This window comes from Vibrio sp. J502 (assembly GCF_025397955.1).
Lineage (GTDB): Bacteria > Pseudomonadota > Gammaproteobacteria > Enterobacterales > Vibrionaceae > Vibrio > Vibrio anguillarum.
Genome location: NZ_CP104554.1, coordinates 1,826,520 through 1,850,600 on the forward strand (window position 1 = coordinate 1,826,520; position 24,081 = coordinate 1,850,600).

At 37.6% G+C, this 24,081-nt stretch carries 19 protein-coding genes and 1 pseudogene; 7 read left to right on the forward strand and 13 right to left on the reverse strand.

The genetic code is table 11. From position 1 onward, the window contains the following. Position 1: 1 nt before the first annotated feature. From vpsL to N5E84_RS08430, 7 genes are all read left to right on the forward strand, one after another. Positions 2-1,396, forward strand: coding sequence for an exopolysaccharide biosynthesis glycosyltransferase VpsL (gene vpsL, locus N5E84_RS08400; protein ID WP_069211921.1), 1,395 nt, complete (start codon positions 2-4; stop codon positions 1,394-1,396). A gap of 20 nt (positions 1,397-1,416) precedes the next feature. Next, positions 1,417-2,607 carry an outer membrane beta-barrel protein gene (locus N5E84_RS08405; RefSeq protein ID WP_019282592.1) on the forward strand — a complete coding sequence of 397 codons (1,191 nt, stop codon included), beginning with the start codon at positions 1,417-1,419 and terminating at the stop codon, positions 2,605-2,607. A gap of 6 nt (positions 2,608-2,613) precedes the next feature. Beyond that, positions 2,614-3,132 carry an exopolysaccharide export protein VpsN gene (gene vpsN / locus N5E84_RS08410; RefSeq protein ID WP_019282591.1) on the forward strand — a complete coding sequence of 173 codons (519 nt, stop codon included), beginning with the start codon at positions 2,614-2,616 and terminating at the stop codon, positions 3,130-3,132. Positions 3,133-3,145: 13 nt separating this feature from the next. Further along, the gene (vpsO, locus tag N5E84_RS08415) at positions 3,146-5,350 is read left to right on the forward strand and encodes an exopolysaccharide regulatory tyrosine autokinase VpsO (RefSeq protein ID WP_019282590.1); all 2,205 of its coding nucleotides are present in this window, start codon (positions 3,146-3,148) and stop codon (positions 5,348-5,350) included. Between the two features lie 2 nt (positions 5,351-5,352). Further along, complete coding sequence (locus N5E84_RS08420) at positions 5,353-6,054, forward strand: VpsP family polysaccharide biosynthesis protein (RefSeq protein ID WP_019282589.1); 702 nt, start codon at positions 5,353-5,355, stop codon at positions 6,052-6,054. Between the two features lie 551 nt (positions 6,055-6,605). Further along, the gene (locus N5E84_RS08425) at positions 6,606-7,220 is read left to right on the forward strand and encodes a hypothetical protein (RefSeq protein WP_019282588.1); all 615 of its coding nucleotides are present in this window, start codon (positions 6,606-6,608) and stop codon (positions 7,218-7,220) included. A 71-nt stretch (positions 7,221-7,291) separates the two neighbouring features. Further along, positions 7,292-8,608 carry an O-antigen ligase family protein gene (locus tag N5E84_RS08430; RefSeq protein ID WP_019282587.1) on the forward strand — a complete coding sequence of 439 codons (1,317 nt, stop codon included), beginning with the start codon at positions 7,292-7,294 and terminating at the stop codon, positions 8,606-8,608. Between the two features lie 46 nt (positions 8,609-8,654). Here N5E84_RS08430 and N5E84_RS08435 read toward each other — a convergent pair. From N5E84_RS08435 to N5E84_RS08495, 13 genes and pseudogenes are all read right to left on the reverse strand, one after another. Continuing rightward, a pseudogene (locus N5E84_RS08435) lies at positions 8,655-9,811 on the reverse strand (IS256 family transposase). A gap of 207 nt (positions 9,812-10,018) precedes the next feature. Next, entirely contained in the window at positions 10,019-12,895 is a 2,877-nt protein-coding gene (locus N5E84_RS08440) for a beta-prism lectin domain-containing protein (protein WP_069212024.1), read from the reverse strand. A 259-nt stretch (positions 12,896-13,154) separates the two neighbouring features. Next, complete coding sequence (locus N5E84_RS08445; protein WP_019281718.1) at positions 13,155-13,901, reverse strand: WecB/TagA/CpsF family glycosyltransferase; 747 nt, start codon at positions 13,899-13,901, stop codon at positions 13,155-13,157. 31 nt (positions 13,902-13,932) lie between these two features. Beyond that, complete coding sequence (locus N5E84_RS08450) at positions 13,933-14,658, reverse strand: heparin lyase I family protein (protein WP_017047999.1); 726 nt, start codon at positions 14,656-14,658, stop codon at positions 13,933-13,935. Beyond that, positions 14,636-15,673 (reverse strand): glycosyltransferase family 4 protein, encoded by a 1,038-nt coding sequence (locus N5E84_RS08455; protein ID WP_019281716.1) that lies wholly within the window; start codon positions 15,671-15,673, stop codon positions 14,636-14,638. The genes N5E84_RS08450 and N5E84_RS08455 overlap by 23 nt, the downstream gene beginning before the upstream one ends. Continuing rightward, positions 15,670-16,236 carry a serine O-acetyltransferase gene (locus N5E84_RS08460; RefSeq protein ID WP_019281715.1) on the reverse strand — a complete coding sequence of 189 codons (567 nt, stop codon included), beginning with the start codon at positions 16,234-16,236 and terminating at the stop codon, positions 15,670-15,672. The genes N5E84_RS08455 and N5E84_RS08460 overlap by 4 nt, the downstream gene beginning before the upstream one ends. Then, entirely contained in the window at positions 16,217-17,323 is a 1,107-nt protein-coding gene (locus N5E84_RS08465; RefSeq protein ID WP_069212022.1) for a glycosyltransferase, read from the reverse strand. The genes N5E84_RS08460 and N5E84_RS08465 overlap by 20 nt, the downstream gene beginning before the upstream one ends. Continuing rightward, on the reverse strand, positions 17,307-18,254 hold the full coding sequence (locus N5E84_RS08470; protein WP_019281712.1) for a glycosyltransferase family 2 protein: 948 nt from the start codon (positions 18,252-18,254) through the stop codon (positions 17,307-17,309). Before N5E84_RS08470 ends, N5E84_RS08465 begins: the two co-directional genes overlap by 17 nt. Before the next feature lie 4 nt (positions 18,255-18,258). Further along, entirely contained in the window at positions 18,259-19,587 is a 1,329-nt protein-coding gene (locus N5E84_RS08475; RefSeq protein ID WP_019281711.1) for a flippase, read from the reverse strand. After that, positions 19,588-20,742 (reverse strand): O-antigen ligase family protein, encoded by a 1,155-nt coding sequence (locus N5E84_RS08480; protein WP_157731296.1) that lies wholly within the window; start codon positions 20,740-20,742, stop codon positions 19,588-19,590. Positions 20,743-20,830: 88 nt separating this feature from the next. After that, positions 20,831-22,072, reverse strand: coding sequence for a UDP-N-acetyl-D-mannosamine dehydrogenase VpsB (gene vpsB, locus N5E84_RS08485; RefSeq protein WP_019281709.1), 1,242 nt, complete (start codon positions 22,070-22,072; stop codon positions 20,831-20,833). A gap of 17 nt (positions 22,073-22,089) precedes the next feature. Then, positions 22,090-23,208: a non-hydrolyzing UDP-N-acetylglucosamine 2-epimerase gene (gene wecB / locus N5E84_RS08490; RefSeq protein WP_081245367.1), complete on the reverse strand. Its 1,119-nt coding sequence runs from the start codon at positions 23,206-23,208 to the stop codon at positions 22,090-22,092. Between the two features lie 298 nt (positions 23,209-23,506). Further along, entirely contained in the window at positions 23,507-24,034 is a 528-nt protein-coding gene (locus tag N5E84_RS08495; protein ID WP_019281708.1) for a low molecular weight protein-tyrosine-phosphatase, read from the reverse strand. Positions 24,035-24,081 lie beyond the last annotated feature (47 nt).

Consider the following 24,081-nt stretch of genomic DNA (forward strand, 5'->3'; position numbering starts at 1 on the left):
AATGGGTGAAAGAGGAAGGATCCGTATTTCTAACTATCAAGGTAAATTTTTCTACCGCCTGATAGATTGCTTAGTAATACTGATCACAATGTATATTACACTAAAGTTTCACTCACATATCGTTACGATGTCTTATATATCTGTGGGACTTTTAGGGGTTATTTTTTATTCATTTATTGCTGAAAGCCTTGATATATACAGCGGTTGGCGAACCACAAAACTTAGAGTTTTAACTCTACACACTGCTTTTTGTTGGGCTTCAACTGTTGGCTGCTTAACTTTAGTTGGTTATTTCACAAAAACTGGAAGCGATTTCTCACGTTTAATTTTAGGTTTTTGGTTTGTCGGATCATTTATTTTATTACTGCTTTGGCGCTTCGTCGCATTTACAGTCATTTACTATCTACATAAAAAAGGTTATCACACCACTAAAGCTGTCATTATCGGCATGACACCGCAGGGCCTAGAACTATCGAAAAATCTCATCAATAACCCTGAGTTAGGTATTAAACTGACGGGTTTTTACGATGATAGGGGTGATGAACGTATCGCAAGCGATATTCCAGTGCTCGGTAAAGTTAATGATGCATTAACACTTGCCAAAAACGGTGAAGTAAAAAGTGTGTACATAGCACTACCAATGCAAGCCCAGCATCGAATCAGCAAGATTCTAGAGGCCTTTTCGGATAGCACAGTTAATACCTATATTGTGCCAGACTTTTTCACCTTCAATTTACTGCATTCGCGTTGGTATACCATCGGCGATGTTAATGCTTTTAGTATTTTTGACACACCGTTCAATGGGTTAGGTACGTGGCTAAAACGTTTTGAAGATTTAGTCTTAAGTAGTCTTATCTTGATTTTAATCAGTCCTGTCCTTATTGCAGTTGCAGTAGGCGTGAAACTCAGCTCACCAGGTCCCATTATTTTCAAACAGATGCGTTATGGGCTGGATGGAAAGTCTATCAAAGTATGGAAATTCAGAAGCATGCGTGCCATGGACAATGGGAACAAAGTGACACAAGCAACAAAAAATGATCCCCGAGTGACTCCTTTTGGTGCGTTTATTCGGAAGACATCATTAGATGAGCTACCACAGTTTATTAATGTGCTACAAGGTCGAATGTCTATTGTCGGCCCTCGCCCTCATGCCGTAGCGCATAACGAAGAGTATCGAACGATCGTTAACCGCTACATGCTGAGACATAAAGTAAAACCAGGAATTACTGGCTGGGCACAAATTAATGGCTGGCGTGGTGAAACCGATACGCTAGATAAAATGGAAAAACGTGTCCAATTTGATTTGGACTATATACACAGATGGTCGTTGTGGTTCGACATCAAAATCGTATTTCTCACCGTATTTAAAGGATTTGTAGGCAAGAATGCTTACTAGAATGGATAAAGTATACTCATATGAAAACAACTAATTTAAATAGAATCGCGTCCTTTGGTTTGGCTTTTTTTGCGTTGTCAGCCGTACAAGCAAAACCGCAACCTAACCCAATTATGACTGAATCAGGAATTGCTATTGTACCGTTTTTAAACTTATCAATGGGTTATAACGACAACTTAGCAAAAGCGTCACAAGATCTCGAACATTCTCAATATTCAGTGTTTGAGCCAGGTGTAGGTTTTGCTATAGAGCCAGCTAATGGGCAGAAATATCGTCTAGGTTATCGGCTACAAAGAGGTGATTATTTCAGTTCTAGTAAAGATAATTATACGGATCATTTTTTCGATTTAGCAGGTGACTGGGAACTCAGCTCCAAACATCGCCTTGACTTGAGTTACAACTTAGCGTTGACCCATGAGCAACGGGGTGATAATGATACAACACTCAACTTATCGCACAATGAGTACAATACCAATAACATTAACCTTGGCTATGGCCTTGGTGGTGAAGATGCTAAAGGCCGACTAGAAACCAATATTGGATGGAGTAACTTTGATTACCAAAATAACAAAAATATAACTCAATACCAAAATTGGGATGAATTACGCTTTAATAGTGCGTTTTATTATAAAGCGTTGCCCAAAACGTTCTTGGTTTTTCAATTTGTCGTCAATGACCGACATTATGATGAGATAGCTCCAGGCTCAACTACCAAAGATAGTAAACACTATTTTACCTACGTAGGTACTTCGTGGGATGCGACAGGCAAATTGCAAGGTAGTGCAAAAGTTGGTGTACAGCATAAAGATTACGAGTCTTCTTCTAGAGAAGATTTCAACTCATTTTCATGGGATATCGATGTTACATATCTGATCCGAACCTATTCTGCTGTGCAACTAAAAACCAATCGTAAATCAACCGATACAAATGGTACCGGAGATTCAATTGACACGAAAACCTATGCTATTAACTGGTCGCATAACTGGAGTGATATTATTTCATCCAATCTTGACTATTCACTGTTAAACGAAACTTACACTCGTCCTGAACGTACAGACGATACGAATAAAGTGTCGTTATCGTTAAGCTACGATTTTCGTCGTTGGTTAACATTCAAGGTCGGCTATAGGTTTGAATCTAGAGATTCCAATATCAGCAATTTAAGCTACGATCAAAATATTTATTACTTTGCGATTGAAGGGGTTATGTAACTTACAATGAAGTACTTCTTAGTCATTATTTTAAGTTGCCTCTCTTGGTCAACATTGGCCAATCAGAGCTTCTATAAGCTAGGCGTCGGAGACCAAATTCGGATTCAAGTATATGACGAGCCTGAATTGTCACTTGAAACTCGGGTTAGTGACAGTGGCACGATTGACTACCCTTTTTTAGGACGTATAAAACTGAAAGGTAAAACGACAGAAGAGGTAAAAGCCGCAATTCACGATGGTTTACTAGATGGCTATTTAATTAATCCTAATGTTTTTGTGAGTGTGGTTATGTACCGCCCCTACTTTATTAATGGACAAGTCAAAACTTCAGGCAGTTATCCATATTATCCCGGATTAACAGTAAACAAAGCCATTACAATTGCGGGAGGCTTCACAGAGCGAGCGTCCAAAACTAAGATCTACATCTCTTCAAGTGATGAACCTAGTGCTCAACCTGTAAAGGTTAACTTACTTGATAAAATTCAACCAGGTGACATCATCACCGTCGAAGAAAGCTTTTTTTAGGTAACGTAGTTGTATGGAAAACTCTTTAATTAAACCTCGCTTGAATTCAGATGAAATCATTGATATTCGTCAGTATTTCAATATCCTTCTCAACTACAAATGGCGTATTTTACTTTTTTCTGCCATGGTTACAGCCATTGCAGTGTTGATTACTTTGTCTGTTCCTTCACAATATACAGCTCGTGCATCCTTGCTGATTGAATCAAAACAAGCAAAAGCCGTTTCGATTGAAGATGTCTATGGGATAGATACTAAAAGCCAAGAGTATTATCTCACTCAAATAGAGATTTTAAAATCAGACCGAGTTGCAGAGGAAGTCATCAAACGGCTTAACCTCATCAGTCACCCAGAATTTTCTCTCAACTCAGAAAGTGAGCAAAGCTCTAACGTTATGACAAATATTAAAGAGAGGTTTCCGATTTTAAAGTCCTTCAAACAAGGAACAACTGAAATATCATTGGAAGAAAGAAACTACCGAGAAAATCGATTAGTTCTTAAGGCATTCAAAAGTGGGCTGGAAATCAGTCCTATTCGGAAAACTCAATTAGTCAATATATTTTACACCAGTAAAGATCCTAAGTTATCAGCTCAAATTGCCAATGAAATTGGTAATGTCTTTATGGATAGTCATATTGAAGATAAACTTCAAGTGGAACTAAAAGCAAATAGTTGGCTCAATAATCGGATGGGTGATTTGCGAGAAAAACTAAAAGAGTCTGAAGTTCAGTTACAAACGTTTTTGAAATCTGAGGGGCTGGTCGATATCCAAGGCGTTGAAAGCTTAGCATCTCAAGAACTCGAAGAACTCACCTCTCAATTAAATAAAACGAGAGATAGACGTGTTGCAGCTGAAACACTCTATCTGGTGGCACAAACTTACAGCCGCCAAGACAGTGATCTTTCAGCACTTGCTTCTATACCTGAGATATCTAACCACCCGACGATTCGAGATGTTAAATTAGCAGAAGTACAAGCTGAGCGAAAAGTTTCAGAACTATCAAAACGCTATGGAGATAAACACCCAAAACTCAAAGCAGCACAAGCCGAACTAGCCTCTGTTAAACGTAATTTAAATTCCGAACTAAAACAGCTACTAAACGGGATCAACAATGAGTTACAGGCTGCTAAGCAAGCAGAGAGTTCTTTGCACCGGGAACTTGAGAAACGCAAATCAGAGTTTCAAAGCCTCTCCGTAAAAAATGCACGATATTCAGAGCTAAAGCGCGAAGTCCAAACAAACCGAGAGCTGTTTGATCTCTTTTTAAGTCGTCAAAAAGAGACCAGTGCATCGAGCGACTTTAATGCTACGATTGCTCGTTTTACCGATTTTGCCAATCCGCCCCTCGCCCCAAGTAAACCGAACCGTAAACTGATTGTATTATTAGCGTTCGTCGCTTCGTTTGGTTTGGCATGTGTTGTTGCTTTCATTGCTGATGCGGTAAACGATACATTCCTTGATGTAAAACAGGTCGAAAAACAGTTATCACTAAGCTTGCTCGGTATTATACCGGCAATTAAAACTCGAGGCCCCCTAACGCTAAAAACCTATTTTGATTCGAAACACCGAGAGCTCACAGAAGCGATTAGAACCGTTCGGACTGGTTATTTACTTGCCAACACCAACAAAGATCATCATGTGGTAATGGTTACTTCTTCACTACCTGAGGAAGGAAAAACAACCTCGAGTATCAATTTGGCTTTTTCACTGGCACAAATGGAAAAAACACTGCTGATTGACTGCGATTTGAGAAAACCGTCGGTTGCACACCGTTTTGGCATCTCTGGTTCACAGCCAGGAATGAGCAACTTGCTCATAGGTACGCATACCATAGAAGAGTGTCTCTATACCGATGAAGAATCAGGGCTTGATGTTTTGGCAGCAGGAGTCGTGACAGACAATCCTCTTGAACTTATCTCCTCGCCTAAGTTTGCCTCACTACTCGAAGAGCTAAAGACACGCTATAGCAGAATTGTGATTGATACACCTCCATGTTTAGCCGTTAGTGATGCATTTATGCTGTCGCAGTACGTGGACTCGACCATACTCGTGATCAATGCTCCACACACACGTACTAAAGTGGCTAGAGATGTGGTCGGACGCTTAACGCAGCAAGGAGCGAGAATTGATGGCGTCATATTGAACAAACTGAACACCAAAAAAGCCTCTAATTATAGCGGTTATCATCAATATCAATCCTATTACGGCCCAGAAAAATAACCATGAAGGTCGCGAATCACCCTTTTTTAGCCCATGCTTTGCGTTTGAGCATTGGGCTAACTGCACTCGTGACTCTCTATTTTGCATTTCATTTTTTGACGGCGTCCATTTACGCTCTAGCAACAGAAAGAAATATCGACTACTGGACAAAGCACAGTGATGGTGTAACTTTAGAGCAAGTGAATGAGACAAAACTCATGATACTAAAGGCCCTACAACACCACAGCGACCATCCTCATTACCACAATTTACTGGGTAAGGTGTATGAGTGGGAAGCCTATTTGGGCGATGATGTAGATAAAGAGAGCCGCTTGCTCAATGCAAAAAAGGCCTACTTGGAAAGTGCATTATTGAGACCCACTTGGTCAGACACATGGGCTGATTTATTGGTGATTGAAACTCAGTTGAAAGGGGAAAATATTGATCTCTATTTTGCACAAGCCGACAGATATGGGCCTTTTACACCCAAAGTGAACAACACACTTTCCCAGATTGGCCTTAACCATTGGTCTATTTTTTCAGCGCCGCAGCGAACTATCATTATTGATCACGCCGCAAGAGCATTAGCTCATCCTCAAAGCCGAGGAGAAGCCTACCAGTATCTAAAATCAAAAGGTCTCTTAAAATTTACCTGTGCAGCTATTATTTATAACCCTCAACGTTATACTGAGAAAAATAGTCTCTGCAAGAGAGCGCTAGAGTGATCTCGATGATAAAACATTATTCAATAAACCGGCCTATCGCCTTGTTCATGTTAGCCTTGCTTTTTCTTGGTACAGCTTCGCTATCACTGGCAAAAACACTGAATATTCATGCTGAGATACCGATATTTTTGGAAAAGTCACTCGGCGGTGATATTTATCTCCACTTTACACTTGCGCTATTCATTACCTTGGTTTTTATCCGAGTAATTTCCGCCACTCTTTCCCCTATACAGAGCATCTTTCTCGCCATAGTTATCGTCTCGACCTGTTGCGTAATTGATGAAAGTTTACAAATGTTATCGAGTTCACGATCATTCTCTTTGCTCGATTTAGGGGCAAGCTTACTTGGTATAACAATGGCCTCAATAATCTATTACGTTACTAGCAGACTTCAATCTTCAAACTTATGCTCCAAACTAAGACAACCTCGCGCATAAAAACGCCTTAAGAATGAGAATCGAACCCTTATTAACAGAAGTACGATATCACTGGATGTACTACTTCACTTATAATCATCGCAACAGTAAATCGTAGGCTTTTAGGACTTACCAATGAAAAAATCACTATGGATGTTTTGGATTGCTATTTCAGCTTTGCTGGCTAGTTCAAGGTTATATGCCGAAACAGAAATTACTTGTTCACTTTATAAAAACCATAAAGTGGCCACAGGCACAATAAGAGCCAGCCTAGAACAAGCAGACGATGCCATTATTTCTCTGCAAGCTTTGATGAAACTATGCCCAAGCATGGCACTAGAAATGGCGGACCTAGCGTCTACTCTGCATCCACAACTAGCACTCGATATCTTCAATACAGTATTTGACCATATATCGAGTGACCAAGTCGCAGCTTTGACTGCAATACTCGTTAAAAATGCACCTCAAGAGATGCGTTCTGAAGTCATTCAGCTTGCTGTAACTAAATCACCAGAGTCAGCTCAAGCTATCGTTGATGCTGTTATTGCAATGGATTTAATGGACTCAACTGATGTGATTGTTGCTGCAATCTCCGGTGGCGCTGACCCAGCGACCATTACTGAACCGACAGCGGCAGGTACTCCATCGGCTTTACCTGGTGGCTTACCTCCAGTCGCAACGGTGCCAGGTAACACCACAACACTTGGAACCGGCAATGGCAGTGGTGGTGGTACCGCTTCACCAAACTGATCGTTTAATTCGATGCTTTCATCCAGTTTAGGGCAGGTATATTCCTGCCCTTCTTAATTGATATTAATAGTATGCGTCTAATAGAAAAATCCATTTTCCCAATATTTCTCATTTTTATATTTTGGCTGCCCATACCTTTAGGTAGTAATCGCCCATTAGCATGGTCATTCAATGAAATCTGGATTGCATTGCTGCTTATTGCCTGTTTATTCAACTACTCTTTTGAGCACTGGAAAAACTGTCTGATAAAGGGAAAATTAGTCATCATTCCCATCGCACTTATCACTTGCTGGTCATTCATCCAAAGTATTCCACAACTTGGTATAACTCAGGATCCTAGTTTAGTCTTTGTCTCTGCAATCAAATCGCTCCACTATTTCCAGTTTTGTCTTATTGCTCTTGTCCTTATCAACACACCTAAAAAATTAAAACTTCTCGCAGTAGTCATGGTTAGCAGTGGAATTTGCCAAGGCTTTTACGCTGGCGTGATTTTGCTACTCAACCTAGATCATTCGATAGTTTTCAACCTACCACTAGGTAACAGAGCATCCGGAAGCTTTGTTTACCATAACCACTTAGCTAATTTTCTGATGCTGAATCTTTGCATTGGATTTGGTTTACTGATCGCGCAACTCGATAGCTCACATAAAAATGGATTGAGAAATATCATTAAACAATTTTTAGCGGTGCTACTAACCGATAAGGCTTTTGTTCGTTTAGGGCTCGTGATCATGGTGATCGCACTAGTCTTAACACGCTCAAGAATGGGAAATATGGCTTTCTTTATCGCCCTAACCGTAGGTTGTGTGCTGTTGCTATTGTTTTACAAACCGAAACCCAAAAGTGTTTATGTGCTTATAATCAGTTTATTCATCATTGATACGTTCATCGTGAGCCAATGGTTTGGATTGGAGAAAGTCAAACAACGTCTTATTGAAACTAGCTTGGAAAGTGAATCAAGAGATGATGTTGTCAGATATTCCCTAGTTGCAATACAAGAAAGGCCTCTGACTGGCTTTGGGGCTGGTACTTTCTACTCCACTTTTCCTTCCTACAATCAAGGAAAAGTAAAACTGTTTTACGATCATGCTCATAATGACTACATCCAATTCACATTAGAATCAGGCCTTGTCATGGTTTCGATATTAGGTGTAATGATCTTAGTCGCCGCCCAACGCGCATTTTATGCGTTTAAAAACCGCAGAAATAGATTGATGAAAGGGATCGGATTATCATCCATGATGGCTATTATTGGTATGTTGATACACATGAGTGTTGATTTCCCACTTCAAGCTCCCGCAACAACACTTTATTTCTTGCTGTGTTTATTGATGGGACACTGGTCAAATTCAATGCCGAGTCTGGTCACTCGTTCAAAATATTCCTGATATATAAAAACGAGGGCGTTCAGAATTCTGTGTCAGCTAATTTTGGCTAAATATCTAAGACGTCATCCAAGCGACCTTCAAAATGAATCGCCAGTTGAGACAATGTCATATTCCAATTCTGTATTGGCATTGTCCATTTCTTAGAAGCATTCAATATCCCAGCATACAGTAGCTTAAGCAAGCTATTTTCATTTGGGAACCCACCCTTAGTTTTGGTCAGTTTACGGAATTGGCGATGTACGGCTTCAATAGCATTTGTCGTGTAAATAGCCTTTCGGACGTATTCTGGATATTTAAAGTAAACCGATAAATTTGCCCATTTGTTCCGCCAGGAACGAATCACTATTGGGTATTGCTGTCCCCATTTGGCTTCCAAACGATCCAACTCCATCTCGGCCGCTTCTTTGCTGACAGCCCGATAGACTGGCTTCAAGTCGGCCATAAACGCCTTCTGATGCATTGCTGAACTTCTGTATCAGGATAGATGGTTGCTATCGCTTCTGGGAAGCCTGTTAGCCCATCTACGCAGGCGATCAAGATATCTTCAACGCCGCGGTTATACAGATCTGTTAGCACGGAGAGCCAGTAATTAGCGCCTTCCGACTCTGACAGATAAAGACCGAGCAGCTCCTTTTTCCCCTCAACATCTAAGCCCAATATTGTGTATATCGCTTTGCTAACGTAGCGTCCGTCTTCTTTGATTTTATAGTGGATGGCATCAAGCCAGACAAAGGGATAAAGTGCATCGAGCGGACGTTGCTGCCACTCCTTCAGCTCAGGTATCAAACGGTCGGTAACACCTGTGATGGTGGCCTCAGAGACATCAATGCCATACATATCTTCTACGTGACCACGGATATCACGGTAGCTCATACCGAGCGAGAACATGGATAGGATCTTACGGTCGATCTCATCGGTCAATTTAGTCTGGTTCTTCTTAACTAACTGGGGTTCAAATGTTCCAGAGCGGTCGCGTGGGGTATCCAGTTCAAACGTGCCGACAGAAGACTTAATCGTTTTCTTGCTTGAGCCGTTCTTACGGTTAGGTTGCTCATCACCTTCAAGGTGCTGTTCGAGTTCTGCTTTCAAAGCAGCTTCTGTGATTTGTTTAATGAGCGGAGTTAAGAAGCCATCTTTACCTGTCAGGTCTTGGCCTGACTGAAGGGCTTTAATAGCTTGTTCTAGATCGAAGTCTTTGTTCATGTGTCATTCCTGTTTTGTATATCATACTGAAATGACACAGATTTCTAAACACTACCATAAAAACGACTTTAAGTTGCAGGTAAACGAATGTATCCAACACCGCGCAGCTTTAAGTAGGAATGGTATACGTCCTGAGCAATTTGATTAATAAAAAAATCCCTCGATTATCTCGAGGGATTTTCAATTATTAAATTAAAACGATATCAATTAATCGAATACAAACTGTAAGCCTTCAACTAACCAACCACCAGTCCAAACATTAATCTGCTTGATGCGTTTACCTTGCGGCACAGTGTACGTTTCAACTTTTTTGTTGCTCGCATAGTGGCTTGAACCCAATAACACGCTAGAGCCATCCTTCATCGTGAACTTAATCGCCACTATGTGGTAACCACCCCAGTTATAAAGACCAGAGGTGACTTCCACGGACTGCAATTGATCAAGAGCAATCGGTGCTCTTAGCACACCACCGTTAGTACCTTGTACCGGGCCGCCCACCAAGTTGTTGGCCGTCGTGCCGATCGCATCGATCGCAAAACCAGAACGCAGATACATCTGGTTATCCGCCGTCACGACACGTTGCGATTGCTGAGTATTTGAGTAACCCAAAATTGGAGACTCCCCCCCCCCCGTTGCACGTAATGTACTCGAACGGTATGTATTATGGCTCAACCAACTCGGTGTCGCATTTGTAGGCACTACACCATCTTGAGTAACATTCGTCAGATGGAAAGCATGCTGGTTCCAGATGCGAGTTGCACTGGCCCAAGGTTTGGATGCATCAGCAGATTCATAAACAAACACACCATGATTAACGACATAGTTTTTATCAAAATCATTAGCAACAACAATCAGTTCTGCATTGTTGTCACCAGCAAGATCTACAACAATAGGATATTCCCATAAGGTCGCTGAAGAGTTTGCTATAATAGCTCTTTCATTCCCAGTTTGACCGTCTAAAATACGAACTCGCATTTGATCTTGAACGATAACTTCATCTACACCATCACCATCAAAATCGTAAGCAGAAACGCCAATCTTACCACTAGTGCGGTCATCATTTGGTACAGACCAAATTAATTCACCATTTTTGTTATACATATCAACCGCAGTATAGCCAGCATGTACGATACCTTTAACATCGTTGTTAGCCTGCTCTGATACTATCTCAAATTGCAAACCATCGATTAACCAACCTGCAGTCCATGCTTTGATATTACGGATTCTGCTGTTTTCTGGAATCTGTAAACGTTCAGTTTTTTTAGAAAAGGCATAATGTTTGGAACCCATGAAGACTGTAGAGCCATTTTTTAGATGGAATTCTAGAGCCAATACATGTTCTCCACCCCACCAATACTTACCCGACGTAATATCAATTGAAGCAACTTGATTTAATTGAAGTGGGGAATTAAAGCTACCACCATTACCGCCAGTAATAGCGTTACGTGATATCCCAATAGCATCGATAGCGGCCCCAGAACGAACAAATAATGGGTCAGAATTATTAACAGAAATCGTATATGCGGTGCTATGTCCTGTGTAACCAAACACATGAGACCACTTACTAGTTTCCGTTATTTTCTTACCTAAGAAGTTAGAGATCGCCTGAACACCACCACCAGGGTTAGACATACTATTAATTTCCCACTTCACCGAACCGTCATGCTCTAAAACTGCAAATCGGCTATTTTGCGCAGTTGCCACTGAAGCTGGAACTGACACTACAACTTCAGGAAATTCATCATCATCAAGATTGACAAGAGAAGAAAACCATGCAAAATCTTTCTTATCATATTGCCAGCTTAAAGAACCATCGGCTTTATAAAGGTCACCATTCATGAATATTTCTTGAACTTTATCTCCATCAAAATCACCACTGATAGAAGACGGTGTCCAAGAATGGGAAAATACTAAACCCGTATCGTAGTTATAAACCCCATCGGCAGAAAGTATCTCAACTGAGGAATCACCATCGAGATCAGTTAAAGTGATATTGCCTGATGCACCACCGCCCGTCTTTGTCTTCTCGATTTGTTTTTTGATATTACCTTCAATATCAAGCACGTTGATATATGCACTATTTAAACTTGTCGTAACGATTTCAACCAAACCATCACTATCGAGGTCAGCAACTGCAGGAGTATAGCGAGCATCCGCAATTATACCGCCATTTGAGTAGGACCAAAGTTCAGAACCATCAACGCCACTTAACGCTCTGACAATACCTCCCGCGTTATATTTGTTACTTTCAAATGTAACAACAATGATGTCAGCAACATCATTATTATCTATCTTACCATCATGATTATCATCATTGAGTTGTGCAACCACTGGTGTAGCCATAACCTGATTAAATTCAGGTTTGAACTGGCTACGTTCCCAAGACCATTTCAAGTTTGTTTCAATAACATCTATTGGTTTGGTATAAGGAACGACGCGCATCGAATGAGGATGCGAAAAATCAAGAATTTCACCATTATAGGCTTTAACCGCGTTGAGCAGAGAGCTTGCTGTGTCACCACCAAAAACTGCAAGGCGATTATAGGAAAGATTATCCCAATCACTGAGCATAACCCCTAAACCTTTCGGAGCTTCCACATCAACTTCATGCCCATAAATATAGGCAGGCAGAGAATAACCTGAGCGCTCTCCTTCTTTGAGACAAAAACGCTCCCCACTCTTACGACTAATAATACAGGCTTCTGGATACGTGTCTGAAGCAAGCACACGCATTGAACGAGGATGTGAAAAATCTAATATCTGCCCATTATAAGCTTTTACATTTTTAAGTTCATCATTACCGGTATAACCATCAAACATTGCTAGGCGGTTGTATGACAAATTATCCCAATCGCTAAGCATAACGGAGATGCCGCTAGGTGCCAGCACATCAACGGCATGATTATATATCCACTGCGGTAAGGAGTAGCCGGATCGCTCACCAGGCTTTAAACAGTATTTAGCACCAGTTTCACGACTAATAATACATCCTTCAGCCTCTGAATCGATTGATGCTGCTTGTACCACCGTACTTCCAAGCGAGATTAAGCCGAAAGCAATAGTGAAATATTTCAAATTCTTCATGAGGAATCGCCCCTCTCTGGTATGTTATTTTATCATAAGTAAATGAAAATATAGTGTTCTGAGATAGCCATCAGCAATATCTGAGCTATTTCTTATCCGCACAACTAAGAACAATCAGAATTATCAATAACAAGGCAAGTGATTTCAACTCAAAAGGCCTTGTACTTTGTCTTAAAGGTGAGATGTATTAAATGTGAGATATTTTTTTATTTCCACTTTAATTGTGGCAGCTTATCGAAAATATGATTTCCAAGTATATCTAAAGTTTCGACTTATGATTAGAAAATCTAGCTTTCACTAATAAATATAAGAATTTGCTATTAGTCACTAGGTAGCGTTTCCACATTCTTCTCGGCTCCTGAAAAACTCGATACAACCACTCTAATCCAGCTCGTTGCATCCAAGTGGGAGCACGTTTTACTTTACCCGCAACAACATCAAAAGTACCTCCAACACCCATGACGAAGTCGACACCCAAGTCGTCTTTCCACTTATTAATAAAATTTTCTTTTTTTGGTGAAGTAATTGCAACAAATAATAATCTAGCTCCAGACTCTTTAATTTTATCAACAATTATTTTCTCTTTCTCCCAAAAATAGCCATTATGAAAACCTGCTATTTTTAAATTAGGATAAGACGAATGGATATTCTTAACTGTCAAATTAACGACATCGTCTGTTGCACCGAGTAGGAATACCGGCAGGCCATTTTCAGAACTCATACTAAGTAACTCGAAGAATAAATCCACACCAGCCACTCTTTCTTTAATTCTATATCCTAAAAATCGAGCTCCAAAAACAACGCCCATTCCATCAATATTAATTAAATCACATTCCTTAACCGATTGTGCAAGTTGCTCATCATGCTGCATATTAATTATTTTAGCTACATTAACAACAACATGCTGTAAGAATACCTTATTTTCAATGTGCTCTTTAATAAATGCAACAGTCTCAGACATAGATGCAATATCCATTGGTGCACCTAAAAAATCAATCCTTTTCATATATTTCTCTTTAATTACTTGCTAATTTTAATCAATTAATAAATAGAGCTCTAAACTTAATATTATTTGATGATTGTATTTTAGGATGACGATACATACCAATTTTAAGATAATGCTGGTATTTATTATGCATATTCTTTCCTTTAAATAGGATAGGGTCACTCTCATCAACTGCAAACTTCAATTGTCCATCTTCATCATCAGACCATAAAAAATCAAATTCTAGTGTATACCACTGGTCATATTCTATGGGGAACCAATGCGCTGAATCACCATATCTTATTCCAATACCAAAATTTCTATTTATCTTCTCAGTATATAGATAAGTAATAGGACTTCGGCCAGGGAAGTCTTTCCATGTTTCACCTAATTTAGGATTGGGCTGATCATGCCATTGTGCCAATATATACCAACGATTATCATCATCACTAATAAAATTATTAGGTACTAGAATATCAAACCTATAAGAAACTCTTTGTTTAGTTTCAAATGGATAATTAACCGACAACTCACTTCTAACGCCAGAAAACATTTTTTTTTGCTTTGATTTTATAGAAAACTGGATAGAACTATCTTCAGCAAAAATAGTTTCTTCTGGAATTGCCTCCAAAAACATATACTCACGTAACTGTTCAGCGCCTAAAGATTTTGCAACTTGATCGGTATAAGCCTCTCGCCTATTTTCAGGCGTTGCATCGACAAAAGAGGATGAAATTAAAGAAAAAAAACAAAAACTAACGAATACTAGCCTGATCATAAATATCTTTCCACTTGGGAAGCACTTGTAATGAAGTAAAATTTTCAGTGTAAATATTTTTTGCAGTCTTAACGACGTCTTGCAATTCTTGTGGAGATGAAAGTATGAATTCTAGCTTACTCGCTAGCTCTGATACTTCGCCTGGTTCAACCAAATACCCAGAAATACTATCAACAATTAATTCTGGTATGGCGCCTACCGGGGTCGTAAGTACTGGTATTTCACATGCCATAGATTCGATAATCGTCATTGGCAAACCCTCATTAAAGGCTGGTAAAACCATTACAGAACAAGAGGCAAGCAATTTTTTCTTATCCTCATTACCGACCCATCCATGAAAAGTAATTCTTTCCTTTAAATCAAGTTCAGTAACCATATCTTCAACCCTTGCATCTTCTCCACTACCACAAAGGTGTAGATGAAAATCTAAGGGTAACATTGAGCAAGCTCTTAATAACTCATAGATTCCTTTTCTCTTAATAAATGCACCTAAGAATAATATCGTGTTTTTTTCTCGATTAATGTCATTCGGTGATATATCAACATAATTATGAATTACGATTGGTTTTACATTAGATATAGATAATATATATTCAGACCAACCTTCGGACAGAACAACAAAGTAGTCGCAACTATGTATCATCCATACAACTAATTTCTTTACTACATATCCTCTGCTAGAAAAATATTCTTTAAATTCAGAGCCATGAAGATGAATGATGGTTTTGTTTTTAAATAATTTAGCTATCAATAAAAAAGATAACTTCCTAAAAAAACTACCATTATAAGACATATGACAATGTAGTATTAAATTTTTTCTTTTGACGCTGAGATAAAGTAAATTCATTATCGCTGATACAAATAACATTAGATCATTTAATCTACTTTTTCCCATATGACTAATCAATCTGATATGTTCAAAATCATAAAACAAACCATTATCTATATAACCTTTAATTACTGAATCTATTCCTCCAGGAGCACCTGTTCCAATGGTTATTATTGGAATTTTCATCTATTAAACTCCCAAATGTTTTTTTGATAATGCCAAGAGCCTTTTAAAGAGATTATTTTTGATGGATTACCAACAACAACACCATTATCTGGAACACTTTTAGTCACTACAGCATTCGCGCCTATAATTGCATTATTACCAATAGTAATATCTCCAAGAATACACGCACCGCAACCTATATAAACATTATCTCCAATAACAGGGAAACACTTATTTTTACCTGCAATAGTAACACCATGGACGATTGTAACATTACTACCTATTCTCACCATTTGACCAAACGTAGTGCCAAAAACATGGTATATGCAAAAACCAGGACCTATATCAGCACGATAATTTATATCAGAGACATAAATTATCTTGTAAAATTTATACATAAATATTGGAAATAACCTAATTATGGGATACTTATTAAAATACTTAGCTAGTCTTAACCAAAAAACAAACTTAAAACCTTTATTAAATAAAAGAAATCTAATAAAGGTTAGAAAACTTACTCGTCCAGACTGGCGATATAAGTCAGATTTAACTAAGTATTTTAAGCTATTTATTTTTACAGACATATTCAATAGCCTTATAATATTTATCAACTATTTTAGTTTCAGAAAAATCTTTTGCACGATTAATAATTTCCTCTTTAGATACTAGAGGCTGATTAATTTCAGATATTATTGCTTTGGCAAGTTCCTCGTGATCGCCCACAGGTACCAATCTGCCAAGCTTTCCACCATTTAAGATTTCCCTCGGTCCAAAGTTACAATCAGTAGAAACTATAGGAAGCCCGAAAGACATGCTTTCAATAATGACATTACCAAATCCTTCCCATGCGGAGGACATCACTAAAATATCTGAAGTTTTGTAAAAATTAGATACATCAGAGTGATAACCTTCGAATTTAACAATTTTCTCCATTCTTAAATCTTGTAATAAAACAACCAAACGCCTATATTCTTCTTGGCAAAAAATACCGCCTACTATTTTTAATTCTATATCATATGATGATGACACTATTTTTACAGCACGCAATAATGTTTTAAAGTCTTTAGGTACACTAACCCTTCCAACAGCAAGTAATGTTATAGGCTTAACGCGATTTTCTGCATCATATTTTCCATATGAGAATTCAGAGTATCTTAATGGATTGTAAATCGTTATCACTCTTTCATCAGATCCTATTAAGTTAGAAACCTGCTCCGTAAGCCCATTAGAAACACATACAACGAGAGAGGATAACTTATATAGTTTAGATACATAAAACTCTAATAATTTTTTTTTTGCCCACGATTTATCTGACCAATGTTCAAAAAGAGATGCATGTTCACTTACTATAACAGGTACCTTGTGACAAGATAACATATTAGATAAAATACATGCAGCATTAGTATCCGTATAAGCAGATATAATCACATCAGGTTTGATTGTATTAATTACCTTTATTAAGGGTAAAATAGACAACATATTCCTTCTAACATTTAAGTTTATTAATTTACATCCAAACCTTTCAGGCTCATTTGTATTTTTTCCCAATAAATTATCTACAACAAAATGAATGTCACATCGATAATTTGTCATTAAGGATTTAGCCAATGAAATAAAAACCTGTTCCGCCCCTCCAAAACCCATTTTAGAGATCCTAAACATTATTTTCATTTTTTACTCCTTTTAACCATCTTAAATACTCATACACTCTGGGGGATAATAATATTATTTTCTTTCTATATGATATATTTCTTTTAGATAAGCATTTAAAAAACAAACATTTAAACTTTAATCTAACCATTATGGGTAATTTTTTCCCCATGGAGCATCGGTAAAGAAGATATGATAAGTTTATTAGCATATAATCAATATTTTTATTATCTATATCTTTTATACTATAATAGAAATTTAATAAATTATCATAATAATCTTCTTTTATGTTTAACGTTGCTCCTTGTGGGTTAGTTCTATAACCATATAATGACTTTCTAATTGAATATATTTTTCTATTATTGAGATATACTTTATAAATTGCCATCATATCTTCACAAAAACGGACACCAGGAGGGAAAAAGTGCTCCTTATCTAAAAGAAGGTTAGACTTAAAAACACGACACCATGGATACCACATTGATTTTGAGTATATATATGAAGAAATATCATCAGAACTATTCATTCCAATTTTATTATGCACAAAAATATCTTCCCCATTGTCTAGATCAATAGATGAAGAGAATTTTCGGAAGCCAAATTCTATAATATCAGGTTCATGTGTATCTATACTTACCATTATATTCTCAACATAACCATCTAATAACAGGTCATCTGAATCAAAGAAAGTAACATACTTTCCCTTACTTAAAGTAATACCTTTATTTCTTGCAACACTAACACCACTATTATCTTGTTTATATAACTTTATGAGTCCAATCGATATTTCATTCCTGAAATTTTCTAATATTAATCTGTAACTATTATCTGTAGAACCGTCATCAATAACGATCAGCTCAACATCAGGAGATCCCTGCTTGGTGTATGAATTTATAGATTCTACAATATAATTTTCAGAATTATATACAGGAAGAATTATTGATAGTTTCATAATGTCATCTACAACTCAAAGTATAGTTTATACGCTTTATATTTTCACGCGGATTTATGAAGAACAAAACAACTGAAGATAATCCCATATAGAATATAAATCTTGTTTCTCTAAAAAATAAATAAATCAAGAAATCAGCAATAAAATAGGAAGTCAAAGATATATAAGCAGCTGCAAATAATCCATATTTAGGTATTAATAAATAATTAAGAGACAAGCTAATTATAGCAACAATTAAAGACTTAATAAATTCATATTTAGCTAATCCATACAATATAAGAAGCCTAGAGTATAATGCAGCTGGTAGTATAAAAACCCATTTCCATGCAAGTATTTCTAATACATGATCAGCACCATGAAACTTATCTCCATATAAAAAATAAATAATTACCTCTGAAAATAAAAATATGATAGCCGACATAAATACAGAAATAGTAAAAAGCATAGAGAACATGCCCTCAATAAACTTCTTTTCATCTGGTGACGATAGATTGATCCGATTGGATAATGCCAGATAAAACGTCATCGTAATGATATTACCTAAGAATACGAACTGAGTAATTAATCTAGATGCAGCGCTATATATTCCTACGTCCTTTTCCGACATAATAATAGATATTAATAAAATGTCGGCTTGCATGAATAAAGGGAATAATATTGATGATGCTATCAATGGCATTGCTTCGACTAAAGTTTTTTTCGCTATTCCACTATTGAAAAATTTAAAATTATCTAATTCCCATAAATTTATTTTGGTAAAACTAAACAATAGTAATATAAATTGGATAAAGGCTTGTAATGGAATAAAAGCAATAACCCAATGATAATCAAATTCACTGAACACCGAAAACATCATATATAGAATAGCTATAACTCTTGAAACCAATGCAGATGAAGCAATTACTTCTGGTTTATTAATCGACTGGAAATATAATTTTAGCATTGTTGCTCTAGAAAAATAGACTGAAAGCAAAACTAAAAAAGTTATAATGATAATATCATTTTCTATCTTACCATTATAGATATAACAGAGTATAGAATATACAGCAAACATATGTATAAGAAAGCCGATGAATTGCATTGTCAGAACTGTAGATATATAGGTAATGTTTTTCCTGTCATTTGTTAAGTCACGGATAATGATATGATCTAAACCGAGTACAACTAAAAATAATGTGACGGATGATATTGCTTGTATCATACTCAATTTACCTAGGTTCTCCGGACCAAAAATCCTAGCTACTATAACAACACTGACTAAACCAAAAATAATTGTGGTTATATTTTCTACAGAATACCAAGCTGCCTTTTTTAAGTTATATATTTTAGACATTTACTCACCAAGTCTTGTCTTAGATATTGCCAAATTTGTTATTAAAATAAACAAGAACCATAGAATATTAATAGATAAAAGAAAAGTTGTTTCACTCACATTATGCAACAGAATAAAAGTTAATGTTGTAATCATGAAAAATTTAGAATTAACATTCTTTAACATTAAAACTCTTAAAAAAGAATTTGTTGTATAAAATAAAAATAGGAATAATCCAATAATTCCTATGGATATTATCAAATCTATATATCCACCATCCGATGCAGCCAAAGCCTCAACCCAAAGCGGGTTGTGCAAATAAAGATCTGTATCATATATTTCAGACCAATCACCCTTCCCCCAAACTGAATTAAACCCAAAGCCACTAATCAACTTATCTTCAGCATGAAGCAACATTGTTAGCCACAGTTTTCCTCTACCCGTCAAAAAATCATCATCAATATGATAATAAATATAATCCATAATATTAAACCTGTAATAAACCACAATGGAAAATAGTATTATTAGTAATATCATCCATGATAATGATGCCGAAAAAAAACTGTGACTGCTAATTTTAGATTTAGAAATTAAAAAACCAGAAATCAACGAAATAAAAAACAGTATTATCGAGGTTTTTGATAAGGAAAGCATCAATAGTAAAACAGAAATGATGAGAAAAAAAAGTATTGCTTTTCTTTTTTTCCAATCTTCATTAAATAATATAAACATTGAACATAGCGCCATGGCAAGACCAAAATTATTTTTATGATTATATATTCCTCGCATACCATTTGGACTAATAGCATCATTAAAAAAAACAATTATATAAGCAAAGTTAATCGTAACGACCGTTATCGCTGAATAAAATAAAAACCGAAGCACTTTATCCATAGTGAATAGATTAGATATAAGTAAGCAAGTAAGAAACATCAGCGTCTGTATTAATGTCTCTTCTATACTAGCAAAAGGCCATTGTGACCATGTTGCACTTAATGCACACCATAGCAATACAGATATTAAGGCAAAATTCGATATAAGACCTGAGATGATATAAGGAAGCTCTTTGATATTAGCAATAAGATATATGCAAAAAACAAGAAAAAGAACTTTTCTATCAAATAAGTTATGGCCTAACAACATCAATGTAAAAGTAAAATAAAGCACAATTGACATTAAATCAAGTCTATTAAAAATTCTATATATCACACATACTCTCATTGCTTATCATAATAACAAAATATAAACACTAATTAATCTATATTTATGCAACCACACCACGAGTATCAATCACGACTTTCTTGGCAAACGCCGTTTTATCTGCTTCTTTAAAATCTCGGTGATCAACCAGCACCACAACGATATTGGCTAACTCTAAAGCACGCTCTAGCGAGACTAGCTCAATATCATGTTCTGTTAACTTACCCGGTAATTGGTGGATATTTGGCTCTACCGCTAGAATTTGTCCAATATTGTCTTGTGCTAAATGCAAAGTGATGTCTAAAGCTGGGCTTTCACGTAAATCATCAATATCAGCTTTAAAGGCCAAACCTAAGCAAGCAATAACTGGTTTTTTGAACTGATCTGCCGCTTGTTTTACCTGATCAACGACCCAGTGTGGTTTACCATCATTAACATGACGAGCAGCAGCAATCAGTTTTGCTTCTTCTGGGCAGCTGTTAACAATAAACCAAGGGTCAACTGCAATACAGTGCCCGCCAACACCTGGTCCTGGGTTTAATATGTTGACCCGAGGGTGGCGGTTGGCCAATTTAATTAATTCCCAAACATTGATTTTTAATTTCTCACAAATAAGGGAAAGTTCGTTCGCGAATGCAATATTGACGTCGCGAAAGGAGTTTTCTGTTAATTTCGCCATCTCCGCCGTACGAGAGTTGCTGATGATGCATTCGCCTTTAACAAAGGTTTTATACAGAGCCATCGCTTTCTCGCTACAAGATTTACTCATACCACCAATCACTCGGTCATTACTGACTAATTCTTGTAGTACATAACCCGGTAAAACTCGCTCTGGGCAATGCGCTACTTTAATGTCAGCCGTATCACCTTTATGCTGTGGGAAAGTTAAATCAGGACGAGCCTCTGCTAGCCATGCGGAAAGCTTTTCTGTCGCACCGACTGGGGAAGTACTTTCCAATACCACCAAGTTGCCTTTTTCCAGAACTGGCGCAATCGCTTTGGCTGCGGCTTCTATATAGCTAAGATCAGGCTCGTGATTATCACCTTTAAATGGTGTGGGTACCGCCACTAAGAAAGCATCAGCTGGTTCAGCTGTCACAGTTGCTTTTAGTTTGCCAGTCATCACTGCACTTCGAACTACGATATCTAAATCCGGTTCGACAATGTGAATTTCACCTTTATTGATTGTATCGACAGCGTGTTGATTGACATCTACGCCAATCACTTCAATACCACGCGAGGCTATAACGGCAGCCGTTGGCAGGCCGATATACCCTAAACCAATCACAGAAACTTTATTAAACATCTTATTTTCCTTAAATCTTATCTTGCTAGAATGTCGGCGATACGTTGACAGGCTTTGCCATCACCGTATGGATTGTGTGCTTGACTCATGAGTTGGTAAGCGCGCTCATCACTAAGCAACCGGTCTAACTCTTCACAAATCAGTTGTGTGTTAGTCCCAACCAGCTTGACCGTACCCGCGCTTACCGCTTCAGGTCGTTCGGTGGTGTCTCTCATCACTAATACAGGCTTCCCTAGCGATGGTGCCTCTTCTTGAATACCACCGGAATCGGTTAAGATGATGTGTGCTCTGTCCATCAAATAGACAAAGGGCAAATACTGTTGTGGATCCACTAAGAAAATGTTTTCAATGCCTTTTAAAAGACGATTGACGGGCTCTTGAACATTCGGATTAAGATGTACCGGATAAAGAATTTGACAGTCAGGGTGACGCTTTGCTGTGATGGATAAGGCTTCACAAATACGCTCAAATCCATCACCAAAACTTTCACGGCGATGGCCTGTAACAAGAATGAGTTTTTTATTGTTATCAAGCATCGGAAACTGGTGTGCCAGCGTAGCATTGAGATCTTGCTCGTTGTGAATCTTGTTACGGATCATAAACAAGGCGTCAATGACGGTATTCCCAGTAATATGGATGTTCTCGAGGCAATAATTTTCATCCAATAAATTTTGTTGAGATGTTGCCGTTGGTGCGAAATGGTAGTGAGTCAATGCACCCGTAAGCTTGCGGTTCGCTTCTTCAGGCCAAGGGGAATAAATATTGCCGGTGCGTAATCCAGCCTCAACGTGGCCGACTGCAATTTGCTGATAATAACAAGCAAGTGAAGTCGCAAACGTTGTAGCGGTATCGCCATGAACTAAGACAATGTTTGGTTGAAAGTCTTTTAGAACCGTTTCCATACCGTTCAAGATTTTAGTCGTTACTGTCGTCAGTGTTTGCCCTGGTTCCATGATATTAAGATCAAAATCAGGCACCACTTCAAACAACTCTAAAACCTGGTCAAGCATTTCCCTGTGCTGGCCAGTGACGCATACTTTTGTGTCGAAGCGGTTATCTTGTTTAAGCTGATGAACTAGAGGCGCCATTTTAATTGCTTCAGGTCGTGTACCAAACGCAATGAGTATTTTTTTCACTTTATTTATTTCCTTGGGCTAAACTAAACGACTGTTAAGAACAAACTGTTCAACGCTATTTCTTCAAAAAGTAGATAAAAATGGTGAATAGCAACGGTTAAATACGCTACCGCCACTAGATGTCGCCTCTAGAATGCGCATTTTCTTCACATTTTTTGCTTTATGTATATAAGAGAAAACTTATTAACCACCCACATTTAATCACCTACCTACAAACTATGAGTAGAAATTAATTGCCAAACTGTTGCTTTGTTTTTTGGGGTGGGTAATCAAAAAGTCATATAAAACTTTCTATGTGTTACACACAAAGTTTCATTGCACTTTCCTTTAATTGATATTGTTTAGATATATGTTCGATGATCCCTTGGGCCCCGCTCTCTATCAGTTCCAAAACCCGTTCAAACATATGAATATTTCCTTTGTAAGGATCAGGGATTTCCGTGACACCGATGTGACTATGCGATAGAAACAGTGAAAGTTTCTCTTTATGTCTAGCAGGACAAATGTCAATCAGATCCGCTAAGTTAGCTTTATCTAAGGCAAAAATAAGATCAAATTTTTCGAAATCCTCAGAACAAACCTGCCTTGCTCTTAAATTTGACATTGAATAGCCACGCTGCTCAGCGACAGATATTGCTTTGGGATCTGGTTTTCGGCCCACTTGATAATTCACAGTACCAGCGCTTTCAACAAATAAATTAATTCCATGTTGTTGCGCTTTTTGGCTCAAAACAGCTTCAGAAAGCGGTGAACGGCATATATTTCCCATGCATACGATGAGGATAGAGAGTTTTTTATTTTCCATGGCCATTACTGATGCATTCACTTCATTTTGTCTCTGTATTAAAGAGGTGGATAGAGTATCGCAAGGCG

Excerpts from the sequence above, each read along its gene's own strand:
- vpsL (WP_069211921.1), top strand. The coding sequence starts at position 2 with ATGGGTGAAAGAGGAAGGATCCGTATTTCTAACTATCAAGGTAAATTT.
- N5E84_RS08405 (WP_019282592.1), top strand. The coding sequence starts at position 1,417 with ATGAAAACAACTAATTTAAATAGAATCGCGTCCTTTGGTTTGGCTTTT.
- vpsN (WP_019282591.1), top strand. The coding sequence starts at position 2,614 with ATGAAGTACTTCTTAGTCATTATTTTAAGTTGCCTCTCTTGGTCAACA.
- vpsO (WP_019282590.1), top strand. The coding sequence starts at position 3,146 with ATGGAAAACTCTTTAATTAAACCTCGCTTGAATTCAGATGAAATCATT.
- N5E84_RS08420 (WP_019282589.1), top strand. The coding sequence starts at position 5,353 with ATGAAGGTCGCGAATCACCCTTTTTTAGCCCATGCTTTGCGTTTGAGC.
- N5E84_RS08425 (WP_019282588.1), top strand. The coding sequence starts at position 6,606 with ATGAAAAAATCACTATGGATGTTTTGGATTGCTATTTCAGCTTTGCTG.
- N5E84_RS08430 (WP_019282587.1), top strand. The coding sequence starts at position 7,292 with ATGCGTCTAATAGAAAAATCCATTTTCCCAATATTTCTCATTTTTATA.
- N5E84_RS08440 (WP_069212024.1), bottom strand. The coding sequence starts at position 12,895 with ATGAAGAATTTGAAATATTTCACTATTGCTTTCGGCTTAATCTCGCTT.
- N5E84_RS08445 (WP_019281718.1), bottom strand. The coding sequence starts at position 13,901 with ATGAAAAGGATTGATTTTTTAGGTGCACCAATGGATATTGCATCTATG.
- N5E84_RS08450 (WP_017047999.1), bottom strand. The coding sequence starts at position 14,658 with ATGATCAGGCTAGTATTCGTTAGTTTTTGTTTTTTTTCTTTAATTTCA.
- N5E84_RS08455 (WP_019281716.1), bottom strand. The coding sequence starts at position 15,673 with ATGAAAATTCCAATAATAACCATTGGAACAGGTGCTCCTGGAGGAATA.
- N5E84_RS08460 (WP_019281715.1), bottom strand. The coding sequence starts at position 16,236 with ATGTCTGTAAAAATAAATAGCTTAAAATACTTAGTTAAATCTGACTTA.
- N5E84_RS08465 (WP_069212022.1), bottom strand. The coding sequence starts at position 17,323 with ATGAAAATAATGTTTAGGATCTCTAAAATGGGTTTTGGAGGGGCGGAA.
- N5E84_RS08470 (WP_019281712.1), bottom strand. The coding sequence starts at position 18,254 with ATGAAACTATCAATAATTCTTCCTGTATATAATTCTGAAAATTATATT.
- N5E84_RS08475 (WP_019281711.1), bottom strand. The coding sequence starts at position 19,587 with ATGTCTAAAATATATAACTTAAAAAAGGCAGCTTGGTATTCTGTAGAA.
- N5E84_RS08480 (WP_157731296.1), bottom strand. The coding sequence starts at position 20,742 with ATGTCAATTGTGCTTTATTTTACTTTTACATTGATGTTGTTAGGCCAT.
- vpsB (WP_019281709.1), bottom strand. The coding sequence starts at position 22,072 with ATGTTTAATAAAGTTTCTGTGATTGGTTTAGGGTATATCGGCCTGCCA.